Here is a 12108-nt window from a genome sequence, read left to right on the forward strand (position 1 = left end):
CTGGACTCTCATCCCTGAATGCACCATACTTTTTTTATATATCAAATATATAATAGTAGTACTTTTCATTCTACCATCTTTTTGATAAAATACAATACAGAAGATATGACCCCCGGAACAAATCCGGAAGTATTACACAAAAATTTTAGAAACGGAGGCAAACCCAATGAATCTTGCAGACACCATGACCATCAAGCTGGACTATGACCTGCCCGAGTATCCCCAATTCGACCCCCAGTACCGCCGGGCCCCCCGCCGGGAGTCCCACCTCACCCAGACCGACAAGGTGCTGGCCATTAAGAACGCCCTGCGCTACATCCACCCTGACCACCACGCCCAGATGGCCAAGGAGTTCGCCCAGGAGCTGGAGGAGCACGGCCGCATCTATGGCTACCGCTTCCGCCCCGCCGGCAAGCTGTACGGCAAGCCCATCGAGGAGTACAAGGGCAACTGCACCGAGGCCAAGGCCTTCCAGGTGATGATCGACAACAACCTGGACTTTGATATCGCCCTGTATCCCTACGAACTGGTCACCTACGGCGAGACCGGCCAGGTCTGTCAGAACTGGATGCAGTACCGTCTGATTAAGAAGTACCTGGAGGTCATGACCGACGAACAGACCTTGGTGGTCATGTCCGGCCACCCCCTGGGCCTGTTCCACAGCCACAAGATGGCCCCCCGCTGCATCATCTCCAACGGCCTGATGGTGGGTATGTACGACAACCAGAAAGACTTCAACCGCGCCGCCGCCATTGGCGTGGCCAACTACGGCCAGATGACCGCCGGCGGCTGGATGTACATCGGTCCCCAGGGCATTGTCCACGGCACCTTCAACACCCTGCTCAACGCCGGCCGCCTGAAACTGGGCATCCCCGAGGACGGCAACCTGGCCGGCCGTCTGTTCATCTCCGCCGGTCTGGGCGGTATGTCCGGCGCTCAGGGCAAGGCCGCTGAGATTGCCGGGGCCGCCTCCATCATCGCCGAGGTGGACGACTCCCGCATTGAGACCCGCTACACCCAGGGCTGGGTGAGCCACCGCACCGCCGACCTGGCCGAGGCGGTAAAGATCGCCCAGGAGCACCAGGAGAGCAAACAGCCCTGCGCCGTCGCCTACCACGGCAACATTGTGGACCTGCTGGAGTATGTCTACAACAACAACATCCACGTGGACCTGCTGTCCGACCAGACCTCCTGCCACGTGCCCTATGACGGCGGCTACTGCCCCCAGGGCCTGACCTTCGAGGAGCGCACCGAGATGCTGGACAAGGACCCCGAGGGCTTCGCCAAGCTGGTTGACAAGACCCTCCAGCACCACTACGAGATGATCTGCAAGCTCCACGACAAGGGTACTTACTTCTTCGACTACGGCAACAGCTTCCTGAAGGCCGTGTACGACACCGGCGTCAAGTCCATCTGCAAGAACGGCGAGAACGACCTGGACGGCTTTGTCTTCCCCTCCTACGTGGAGGACATCCTGGGTCCCTGCCTGTTCGACTTCGGCTACGGCCCCTTCCGCTGGTGCTGCTTGAGCCGCAATCCCGAGGACCTGGACAAGACCGACGCCGCCGCCGCCGAGTACATCAAGGCCCACAACCGCCGCTATCAGGACTATGACAACTATGTCTGGTGCCGTGACGCCAAGAAGAACAAGCTGGTGGTGGGCACCCAGTGCCGCATCCTGTATCAGGACGCTATGGGCCGCATGAACATCGCCCTGAAGTTCAACGAGATGGTCCGCAACGGCGAGATCGGCCCCGTCATGCTGGGCCGCGACCACCACGACACCGGCGGAACCGACTCCCCCTTCCGTGAGACCTCCAACATCAAGGACGGCTCCAACATCATGGCCGAGATGGCCACCCAGTGCTACGCCGGCAACGCCGCCCGGGGCATGAGCCTGATCGCCCTCCACAACGGCGGCGGCACTGGCATCGGCAAGGCCATCAACGGCGGCTTCGGCATGGTGCTGGACGGCTCCGAGCGGGTTGACACCATCCTGAAGATGTCCATGCCCTGGGACACCATGATCGGCGTCTCCCGCCGCAACTGGGCCGGCAATCCCAACTCCATGACCACCGTGGTCGAGTACAACGAGCTGTACCAGGGCCAGGATCACATAACCCTGCCCTATCTGGCCGACGACAACCTGGTGGCCGAGGCACTCAAGGACATGAAGGACTAAAATTTCACTGCAAATTAACCAGAGGGGGCGTCCTGCGGCGTCCCCTCTTTTGGAAAGGAAGGACACTATGAGCAAGGTACTTGTCAGCAATATTGGTATGCTGGCCACCCCCCAGGGGACCGGCCCCAAGAGGGGGACGGAGCAGGGGAACATTCAGATTTTGAAGGACGCATGGGTCCTGATGGAGGACGGCCTGATCTCCCAGGTAGGCGCCGGTCCCGCCCCGGCGGCGGAGCAGACCATTGACGCCCAGGGGAAATTGGTGACCCCCGGCCTGGTGGACGCCCACACCCACCTCATCTTCGGCGGCTGGCGGCAGAACGAGCTGGGGCTGAAGCTCCATGGAAAGACCTATCTGGAAATTCAGAACGCCGGCGGAGGCATTCAGTCCACCACCAACGCGACCCGGGCCGCCACCGAGGAGGAGCTGACCGCCAAGGCCGCCCGGGCCCTGGACGAGATGCTCTCCCTGGGCGTCACCACCTGCGAGGCCAAGAGCGGCTACGGCCTGGCCACAGAGCACGAGCTGAAGGCCCTGCGGGTCATTGACAACCTGAACCGCCGTCACCCCATGGACCTGGTGGCCACCTTCATGGGGGCCCACCTGGTGCCCGCCGAGTACAAGGCCGACCGGGCCGAGTACATCCGCCTGGTGTGCGAGGAGATGATGCCCCTGGTGAAGGAGCAGGGCATTGCCAAGTTCTGCGACGTGTTCTGTGAGGCGGACACCTTCACCATGGAGGAGTCCCGGCAGGTGCTGGAGGCCGGTCTCAAGTACGGCCTGCGCCCCAAGATCCACGCCGACGAGATCGAGGCCATCGGCGGCTCCCAGCTGGCGGGGGAGATTGGGGCCATCTCCGCCGAACACCTGATCGTCTGTCCCCCGGAGGGCATTGAGAGCCTAGCCAAGGGCGGCGTGGTGGCCTGCCTCCTGCCCGCCACCAGCTTCTACCTGGGGGCCGTCTTCGCCCCTGCCCGGGACATGGTCAGCGCCGGCGTGCCGGTGGCAATGGCCTCCGATTTCAATCCCGGCTCCTGCCCCTGCCTAAATCTGCAATTTGTCATCAACCTGGGCTGCCTGAAGTACAAGCTGACCCCGGAGGAAGTCCTCACCGCCGTGACCCTCAACGCCGCCTGTGCCATTGATATGGCGGATCGGGTGGGGTCCATAGAGCCAGGCAAACAGGGGGATCTGGTGATTTGGGACGCCCCCGACCTGGACTACATCTGCTACCGCATGGGGAGCAACCTGGTCCAGACAGTGGTGAAGAAAGGTACAGTGATGGGCTGATGGACCGCACCGACTATCAGATCCTGAATATCCTACAGCGGGACAGCCGCACCACGTTAAAGTGCATCGGGGACCAGGTGGGTCTCACCGCCCCCGCCGTCTCCGAGCGCATTCGCCGCATGGAGGAGAAGGGGGTTATTAAGGGCTTTTCCATCAGTGTGGACCGCACTCTGCTGGACAGCAGCCTGACCGGATTTATCCTGATTGCGCTGTTCCCGGAAAAATACAGCCAGTTTTGTAAATACTGTGAGAACACCCCCGCGATCACTGCCCACCACCACCTGGTGGGAAAGCTCAACGCCCTGCTGCGCTTTGCGGTGAAGGATACCCACCAGCTGAACGAGCTGCTGTCCTCCCTCAAGCAGTACGGCGACTCCCAGACCTCCGTGGAGCTGGAGACCTGCTTCGAGTACAAGGATATGCCCCTGCCCAAGTGAGGGACCAATCAAAATCCCCGGCCGGTGTGACCGGTATGGGGTCCTGCGCAGAAAAAATTTTTCGGAATGGCGGCAATTCTCTCCGAACCCCTTGCCAAGGGGGAAAAAATAGGGTAAAATAAGTCAGCTAACGAGGCTCAAATAGTTTTATAACGGAGGATGATTCCTATGCCAATGATTTCTGCCAGCGATTTCCGTAACGGTGTGACCTTTGAGATGGACGGCAAGGTGATGCAGGTAGTGGAGTTCCAGCACGTCAAACCCGGGAAGGGCGCCGCCTTTGTGCGCACTAAGATGAAGAATGTCATCACCGGCGGCGTGACCGAGACCTCCTTCAATCCCACCGCCAAGTTCGAGCAGGCCTTTGTGGAGCGCAAGGACATGGAGTACAGCTACAGTGACGGCGACCTGTACTACTTTATGGACCCCGAGTCCTTCGACATGATTCCGATTGGCAGAGACCTGCTGGGCGACAGCTTCAAGTTTGTCAAGGAGAACATGACCTGCAAGGTGATGTCCTACAAGGGCAGCGTCTTCGGCGTGGAGCCCCCCAACTTTGTGGACCTGGAGGTCACCGAGACCGACCCCGGGTTTGCGGGCAATACGGCCACCAACAACGTGCTCAAGCCTGCCACTCTGGAGACGGGCGCTGAGATTAAGGTCCCCCTGTTTGTCAACCCTGGCGATAAGATCAAGATTGACACCCGTACCGGCGAGTATCTGGAGAGATGTAAGGCCTAAGGGAGGCATTGCCTCAGAAAGGGAAACGATTATGACTATTTCCGAAAAAGTCGCCTATCTGAAGGGCCTGGCCGAGGGGCTGGACCTGGATACTGTGAAGTCCAAGGAGGGCAAGCTCATCTCCGTGATGATCGGCATCATGGAGGAGCTGGCCATGTCGGTGGAGGACCTGGAGGAGAACGCCCTGAATCTGGGCGAAGAGATCGATGTGCTGTCTGACGACCTGGCCGATGTGGAAGCGGTGCTCTTTGACGATGAGATGGACGAGGACGACGAGGACTATGACGACGACTGGTTCGAGGTGGACTGTCCCACCTGCGGCGAGCCTCTCATCATTGATGAGGAGGCGATGGCGGCGGGAGAGGTGGAGTGCCCCGACTGCGGGTCCCGCTTTGCCATGGAACTCACCGACGACGAGGACGACGAGGAGGACTTGGAAGAGGACGAGGAGGAGTAATCCCACTCCCCAAACGGCACCAACGCCCTGGAGGTTTTCTCCAGGGCGTTTTTGTATGTTTATGAAAGCTTACCGGTTCTGGGGGCGGAGCACGGCGGTCTGTTTTCCGGTCTCCGGCGTCAGCTCCAGCTCAGAGCCGCAGGGTACCACGTCGCTGCGCAGGGCGGTAAACTGCTCCAGGGTCCCGATGACGTCGTAGCCGAAGCTCTCCCCCCGGTAGTGCATGGGGATCACCACGGTGGGGTCCAGTTCATCCGCCAGCGCGCTGGCCTGGGCGGCGTCAATGGTGTAGTAACCCCCCACCGGGATCAGCAGGGCGGTGAGGCCCTTGAGCTTCTCCTTCTGCTCCACCGTCAGCTCACAGCCCAGGTCCCCCAGGTGGGCAATCCGGCACTGGCCGTCGTCCAGGATGTGGATGGTGTCGCTGCCCCGCAGGGCCCCCTGCTGGTCGTCGTGCCAGGTCTGGATGGTCTCCACAGTGAAGGGGGAGACTGTGCCCTGCCTCAGGGTCACGCACTCCGCGCCGCCGTGGTCGTTGTGGCCGTGGCTGCACAGTACCCCGTCGGCCTCTGCTTGAACGGGGCGGTAACCGGGTACGCTGCCCTCCCGATAGGGGTCCAGCACCACGGAATAGCCCTGAGACTCGATTTGAAAGCAGGAGTGACCCAGATAAGTGATTTTCATTGTGATTCCTCCTTAAAAATGGATGGCCGGCGGGCGCTGTCCTTGTTCCGGCCGTTTAAAATATAGCGGCAAAAGTCTCTGCTGTGGGTCGAGATGGGCCTGCCCCGGGCCAGCGCCAGGTAGAAGTCCCGATAGGCGCAGCTGTCCCGGATGGGCACCAGGGAGACGCCGCAGCTCTCCAGTTGAGGGTCATAGGGCAAAATGGCCAGTCCAAACCCGCAGGCCACAAAGTTGGCGATGGAGCGGTCCTCCCCCATCCGGCAGGCCACAATGGGCCTCACCCCCAAACCGATCAGCATATTTTCAATGTAGTGGGTTTTATCTATGGAGAGGATCAGCGGATACTGACCAATCTCCTCCAGCGACACCTGATCCCGCTGGGCCAGAGGGTGGTCCGGCGGGGTCACCAGCCGCAGAGGATAGCGGACAAGGGGGGAGAAATGGATCCCCGGCTGGTCCTCCATATAGGAGCACAGTCCAATTTCACTGCGTCCCTCCAGCACATTGCGGAGGATCTCCGGCGTATTGGCCTGACGGAGCTGAAATACCAGCTCCTTCTCCGGGTTCAGCCGGGTGTAACCGCGCAGGAGCTGCGGAAGGTAGAGGTTGGCCGCAATGTAATTCAGAGAGATATCCAGTACACACTTTTTGGGGTCGGTCAAATCCCGCACATGGGCAAAGCCGGTGTTGATCTCATCCATAGCGGCAAAGATATGCTCCGCAAAGACCCGGCCAAAGCGGCTGAGCACCACGTTCCGCCCCTGCCGCTCAAAAAGCGGCGCGCCCAACTCCAGCTCTAACGCGCTGATGGACCGGCTCAGGGCAGGCTGGCTGACCCCCAGCAGCTCTGCGGAGCGCTGATAGTGCTGGGTATGGGCCAGACTCTCAAAATGCCGCAGCTGGTGCAAGGTCATAGCTTTCTCGCCCTCCTGCCCCGAGATTCATAACGGTTTTGGTATCAATGCCGTTGAAAAAGGTGATTGCTTTCCAATGGTACTCCGGTTATGATAATGATAACATACCTTATCGCAAAAAACAACGGTATGCGGACATGTTACACTCGGCGCCGCCGAGAGACAGGAGGAAGAGAATATGAGCTGCAACCCCACAAAAACGGTCACCATTGGAACGGTGGGCGCCGGTTACGCGGCGTACCTCCACGGCAACGGCTATGAGAAGGTGAGCGGGATTTCTGTCCGGCTGAAAACCGTCTGCGACGTGCAGCTGGAGCTGGCAGAAAAGGTGAAAGCCCGGTTTGGCTATGAGCGGGCGGTAAACGATTATCAGGAAATTTTGAACGACCCGGAGATCGACGTTGTGGACATTGTCCTCCCGCCCTTTCTCCACACCCGCTTCGCCATGGAGGCCATGCGAGCAGGCAAGGATGTCATCTGCGAAAAGCCTCTGACCGGCTATTTTGGCGCGCCGGGGCAGGAAAATGTGGGGCTCTCGGTGCCCAAGGGGGAGATGCTCCGGCAGTGCCTGGCGGAGATGGACGAGCTGAAAGGGGTTGTCCAACAGACCGGACGCACCTTTATGTACGCAGAAAACTTCGTCTACGCCTCGCCCATCCAAAAGTCCGCCGAGATCATCCGGGCCAAAAAAACCAAGCTGCTCTTTATGAAGGGGGAGGAGAGTCTGAAGGGCTCCAGCAGCCCCGTGGCCGGCAAATGGAACCGGACCGGCGGCGGTACACTGAGCCGCACCGGTGTCCATCCCCTGGGCGGGATGCTCTGGCTGAAGCAGCAGGAGGCCGCTGCCCGGGGCGAGGTCATCACCGTCAAACGGGTCAGCTGTGACGTAGGCAAGGTGACCCAGTGCCTGACTCAGGAGGAGCACCAGTACATCACCGCCCATCCCGAGGATGTGGAGGACTATGGCGTCGCCAGCCTGACCTTTTCCGACGGCACCAAGGCGCTGTGTATCGCCAGCGACGCCGTTCTGGGCGGCACAAAGAACTACATCGAGATCTATGGAAACAACACTGCCCTGACCTGCAACATCACGCCCACCGACCTTCTGAACACCTATTTTCTGGATGAAGAGGGCCTGGACGATGTGCCCATCTCGGAGATGCTGCCCAAAAAGCTGGGCTGGAACAAGGCCTTTGTCTCGGACGAGATCATCCGGGGCTATGTGGGGGAGCTCCAGGACTTTATGGAGGCGGCCGCATATCACCGCCAGCCCGCCTCCGGCTTTGATCTGGCCTATGAGACCACCAGAGTTCTCTATGCCGCCTACCAGTCCGCCGAGGAGGGCCGGACAATTGAGTTATGATACTACAGAAATACGGAAGGCCACCGCATATGCGGCGGCCTTCTTTACAAGGTCATCAAACTCAGTCAATTGCCGGTGTCGTACCGTCTGGATTGTCTATTACTATTTCTGTAGGTAAATCAAAATGCTCTAGAATTCTGCAAATCCTTCCGGTCAATATATCGTTTGTTTTCATATGAAAGGAAGTTAATCCGGATATAGCAACTTCTAAATCACTGATACGCTTCAGCAATACAAGTTGAGTAATTAAAATAATAGTCAAAAAAACAATGAAAATTTTGCTTTCTCGCTTCATGCAAAGTCTCCTATGAGCAGGCTTTATTTTTATTTACACTAGCAATGGTCGAGACTCCAAATGAATAAGAAATGGACAAGCCTGCACCGCTAGTACCAACGCTAAATGACGGGGCACTTGCTACAATTTCAGAATGCCCATAAGAAGCATAAAGATACATATCCTTACGTGCTTGAACGTCAGATTTAACAGTAAAACTTCCATCCCCTGTTTTCGCATAAGAATAGTTATTATCTTCTGATACACTAAACTTGTGTGCTGCACCCCTGGTTTGAATATTTTCTGCTTCATAAGTGGCAGATTTATTATAAGTATAATTCCCTGTTAGTATGTTCATATAGCTAACATTAGATCGTTGGGTTTCAACAATCCAATCATTCCACCCAAAAGCTACAATATCTTTCATTTTAAACTCCGGAATTCCATTCCAAAGCCACGAATAGATAATCGTACCACGTGTATATTGACCATCATATTTGAGACTAGTAATATTTACTTGCAAAGTTAATGTTGCGCCGATGCGCGCAATTTGAGACTCAGCACCAGTGAAATTCCTAATATCATATATCTGACCATCTGTATATCCATGCTCTTTTAGAGTTTCTGTACTTAAGCTATTCAATTCTTCAATATGTCCTACATATAATTCCTTATAATTTTTAATATTCTGAATCTCTTGAAGATTATACCCAGCACATATAAGATCGTTAGTTGACCGTTTCGCAAGCTCAGCAACAGCCTCGTACTCACTCACAGTCTCACATACAAGAGTGGAATTATCCTCTACATTCACACGGGGAACTTCATATGCGCCAACAGTGCAAATCGACGCAACCAATGTTACCAACGCCAGCACTACAGATAAACATCTTTTTTCATTTTGACCCTCCCAAATTTTTAATGTAACCTATATAAATGCTTTTTACCACTTTAACACATTAAGCAAAACTTGTCAAGCAAATTCTTAGCTCCCATCCCTCCATCCCCGTAAAAGTGAGTACACATGAGAAAAACCACCCTACGGACGCCGCAGGGCGGTTTTTCTCATATCAGAGCGAATGCCGCTTGCAATCCGCGTCCAGACTCGGCGCCCTGCCCCGGCAGGTGTCCCGGCCCGGAACTCGCGGGAGAGGGATGGAATTACTCCTCGTCCATGTCGGGCTTGTTGAAGTCGCCGAACAGCTCCTCGTTGGAGGGCATATCATAGGGCAGAGGACGGGCAACCCAAGTGGTGTTCATGTAGTGCTTCAGGCAGATATTCTCGGAAACGATGTTGCCGCCCCAGGTGCCGCAGCCCATGGAAGACGTGGGGGGCATACCGTTGTAAGCGGAGCCGGAGTTGCCCCGGTTGTTGGGCTGACGGACCATGATACGGGAGACGGGGGCGCACATACCCAGACGGTCAATGTGGCTGTCATCCCAGGAGTAGATGCCGCAGGAGTGGCCCTTGCCGCCCACGTTGAACATAGCCTGCATCATATCCAGAGCGTTCTGGAACTCGCCCTTGTACTTGAACAGGGCCAGCAGAGTGGTCAGCTTCTCGCTGGAGAAGAAGTGCTCCTTGCCCACGTTCTCAATGCCGCCGCCGGTGACAGCGATGAACTTGCGGTCCTCGGGGATGGTGAAGCCGGCGGCCTCAGCCAGCTTCTGGGGGCTGATGGCCACGGTGTTGGGCAGGCGGTGACCAGTCTCGTCCCACATGACGTTCTTCAGCTTCTCGGCCTCTTCCTCATTGGCCAAGTAAGCGCCCTGATCCACCAGAGCCTTGACAAAGCCGTCGTACACATCCTCATGGATAATCAGGTTGCCGTCGCAGGAGCAGCCGGAGCCGAAGTCAGAGGTCTTGGAGATGCGGGTGTTCTCGGCGGCCTCAGCTTGGCGTTCGGGGGTGTCGCAGGTGTTGTCGATGATGACGGTGGCGTTGCCGGCGCCGGAGCCGTAGGCGGGCACGCCGGTGGAGTAGGCGGACTTGACCATGGGACGGCCGCCGGTGGCGATGGTCAGCTGGCAGCGCTTCATCAGCTCCTGGGTCAGGGAGATGCTGGGCTCCTCGATGCCCTGGATGATATCGGCGGGTGCGCCCTCGCGGACCAGGGCCTCACGGATGATGTTGATGCACTTGTTGGTGGTCTTCTTGGCGCGGGGATGGGGGGAGCAGATGATAACGTCACGGGCCTTGATGGCGTAGACCACCTGGCCGGCGGGAGTCAGGCAGGGATTGGTGGTGGGAACCAGGGAGGCGATGACACCCACGGGCTTGGCGTACTTGACAATGCCCTTCTCGGGGATCTCCTCGATGATGCCGACGCTCTTCTGGCGCAGGCAGTCCCGGAGGATCAGCTTGATCTTGTTGCGCTTGTTGCGCTTGGTGACCTTGTCGCCCAGGCCGGTCTCGTCCACGGCCTCGTCAGCCAGGTTGGCCCAGACCTTCATGTCGCACACGGCGGCGGCAACGGCCTGGCACAGCCGGTCAACACGGGCCTGGTCATAGGTGGCAATGATGTCGGCGGCCTTCTGGGCGCGGGCTACCATCTCTTCCAGCATCTGGATTTGCTCAGCAGTAACTTCTTTGGCCATAATGAATACGCTCCTTCATCAATTTATTGTTTGCCGGGGTTGTTTTCTATGGTTTTATTTTAGCGTGAAAAAAGCCACAAGTCCAATACCGGCTTTCTCTTAATTCATAGACATTCTCTATTATTTGCCCCTTCTATGCAGCTTGTTTGGAGCTTTTACACAAATTCCGGAAAGGCCTCTTGTGCAAAGGGCTCGCTTGCAAAAGAGTCCGCTCTGTCGTACAATAGAGAAAAACTATAATGAGGAAATGAGTGAGTTTTTATGACCCTGCTTCAGCTGCAATATTTCCAGACTCTGGCCCGGGTCCTGCACTACACCCAGGCCGCCGCTGAACTCCACATCGCCCAGCCCAGCCTGAGCTACTCCATCAAGGAGCTGGAGAAGGAACTGGGGGTGAAGCTCTTCGAAAAGGACAGCCGGCACATCCGCCTGACCATCTACGGGGAGCAGTTCCTGCCCTACGCCCAGCAGGCCCTGTCCATGATCGACGAGGGGGTCGGGGTGCTGCGGCAGATGTCCAACTCCGCCCAGCAGATCGTCCGCCTGGGCTATTTCCACTCCGTCTCCGCCTCTCTCATCCCCTCGGTGATGCTGGGCATTTACGGCCAGGATAAGAATCAGAACATCCGCTTTCAGTTTACCGAGGCCCCCTCCTTCGACCTGTTTCAGGCGCTGAAAAAGGGGGAGATCGACCTGGCTTTCTGCCTGCACCAGGACGAGGACCTGGAGTCGGTGACCATCATGCGCCAGCCCCTGTATCTGGCCGTGCCGGAGCACCACCCCCTGGCCCGGCGGGAGTCAGTGTGCTTTGACGACTTCTCCAGGGAGCCTATCGTCATGCTGGACAAGCCCAGCAGCCTGCGCCAGCAGCTGGACGAGATCTATTCCCGGCACGGTCAGTCCCCCCAGGTAGTATTCGAAGTGCGGGAGTGCAACGCCGCTCTCCAGTATGTGGCCCTGCGCTTTGGTGTATCCGTTCTGCCCCAGGTGCCCGCTATGGAAAACGAGAAGGTGGTGGTCATTCCCATCTCCGATGAGACCGCCTCCTTTGTGCGCACCGTCAGCTTCTCCTGGATGAAGCGCCGCCCCCTCTCCCCGGCAGCCAAACGGGTTCGGGACTATATTGTGGAGCACTATGAGACGCCCTGACCAGAGAGAATTTCAATA

Annotated in this window: 12 protein-coding genes; 7 read left to right on the top strand and 5 right to left on the bottom strand. The window is 57.5% G+C overall.

What is annotated here, in order from left to right; all coding sequences use genetic code 11:
* Positions 1 to 166: 166 nt before the first annotated feature.
* The 5 genes from D1646_RS03215 (at position 167) to D1646_RS03235 (ending at position 5108) form a co-directional block, all read left to right on the top strand.
* Positions 167 to 2182 (top strand): urocanate hydratase, encoded by a 2016-nt coding sequence (locus D1646_RS03215; protein ID WP_160635059.1) that lies wholly within the window; start codon positions 167 to 169, stop codon positions 2180 to 2182.
* Positions 2183 to 2249: 67 nt separating this feature from the next.
* Positions 2250 to 3473, top strand: a complete 1224-nt coding sequence (gene hutI, locus D1646_RS03220; RefSeq protein WP_160635060.1) for an imidazolonepropionase — start codon at positions 2250 to 2252, stop codon at positions 3471 to 3473.
* The gene (locus D1646_RS03225) at positions 3473 to 3910 is read left to right on the top strand and encodes an Lrp/AsnC family transcriptional regulator (RefSeq protein ID WP_160635061.1); all 438 of its coding nucleotides are present in this window, start codon (positions 3473 to 3475) and stop codon (positions 3908 to 3910) included. Before hutI ends, D1646_RS03225 begins: the two co-directional genes overlap by 1 nt.
* 174 nt (positions 3911 to 4084) lie before the next feature.
* Positions 4085 to 4651 carry an elongation factor P gene (efp, locus tag D1646_RS03230; RefSeq protein ID WP_160635103.1) on the top strand — a complete coding sequence of 189 codons (567 nt, stop codon included), beginning with the start codon at positions 4085 to 4087 and terminating at the stop codon, positions 4649 to 4651.
* 31 nt (positions 4652 to 4682) lie between these two features.
* Positions 4683 to 5108, top strand: a complete 426-nt coding sequence (locus tag D1646_RS03235) for a CD1247 N-terminal domain-containing protein (RefSeq protein WP_160635062.1) — start codon at positions 4683 to 4685, stop codon at positions 5106 to 5108.
* 69 nt (positions 5109 to 5177) lie between these two features.
* Here the strand turns inward: D1646_RS03235 and D1646_RS03240 are convergent, their stop codons facing one another.
* Together D1646_RS03240 and D1646_RS03245 are read right to left on the bottom strand one after the other, a co-directional pair.
* On the bottom strand, positions 5178 to 5792 hold the full coding sequence (locus tag D1646_RS03240; protein ID WP_160635063.1) for an MBL fold metallo-hydrolase: 615 nt from the start codon (positions 5790 to 5792) through the stop codon (positions 5178 to 5180).
* Complete coding sequence (locus tag D1646_RS03245; protein WP_160635064.1) at positions 5789 to 6706, bottom strand: LysR substrate-binding domain-containing protein; 918 nt, start codon at positions 6704 to 6706, stop codon at positions 5789 to 5791. The genes D1646_RS03240 and D1646_RS03245 overlap by 4 nt, the downstream gene beginning before the upstream one ends.
* 178 nt (positions 6707 to 6884) lie before the next feature.
* Here D1646_RS03245 and D1646_RS03250 point away from each other — a divergent pair, with 178 nt between their 5' ends.
* The gene (locus D1646_RS03250) at positions 6885 to 8069 is read left to right on the top strand and encodes a Gfo/Idh/MocA family oxidoreductase (protein ID WP_160635065.1); all 1185 of its coding nucleotides are present in this window, start codon (positions 6885 to 6887) and stop codon (positions 8067 to 8069) included.
* Positions 8070 to 8130: 61 nt separating this feature from the next.
* On the opposite strand, the gene D1646_RS03255 is transcribed toward D1646_RS03250, so the two are convergent.
* The 3 genes from D1646_RS03255 to D1646_RS03265 all read right to left on the bottom strand — a co-directional run bounded on the left by D1646_RS03255 (position 8131) and on the right by D1646_RS03265 (position 10941).
* Positions 8131 to 8364, bottom strand: coding sequence for a hypothetical protein (locus D1646_RS03255; RefSeq protein WP_160635066.1), 234 nt, complete (start codon positions 8362 to 8364; stop codon positions 8131 to 8133).
* Between the two features lie 10 nt (positions 8365 to 8374).
* Positions 8375 to 9157, bottom strand: a complete 783-nt coding sequence (locus D1646_RS03260) for a hypothetical protein (protein ID WP_160635067.1) — start codon at positions 9155 to 9157, stop codon at positions 8375 to 8377.
* 347 nt (positions 9158 to 9504) lie between these two features.
* The gene (locus D1646_RS03265; protein ID WP_160635068.1) at positions 9505 to 10941 is read right to left on the bottom strand and encodes an aldehyde dehydrogenase family protein; all 1437 of its coding nucleotides are present in this window, start codon (positions 10939 to 10941) and stop codon (positions 9505 to 9507) included.
* A gap of 261 nt (positions 10942 to 11202) precedes the next feature.
* Between D1646_RS03265 and D1646_RS03270 the strand changes: the two genes are divergently transcribed.
* Positions 11203 to 12090, top strand: a complete 888-nt coding sequence (locus D1646_RS03270) for a LysR family transcriptional regulator (RefSeq protein WP_160635069.1) — start codon at positions 11203 to 11205, stop codon at positions 12088 to 12090.
* The last annotated feature ends 18 nt before the right edge of the window (positions 12091 to 12108 follow it).

The sequence above is a fragment of the Pseudoflavonifractor sp. 60 genome (genome assembly GCF_009911645.1).
GTDB lineage: Bacteria > Bacillota > Clostridia > Oscillospirales > Oscillospiraceae > Lawsonibacter.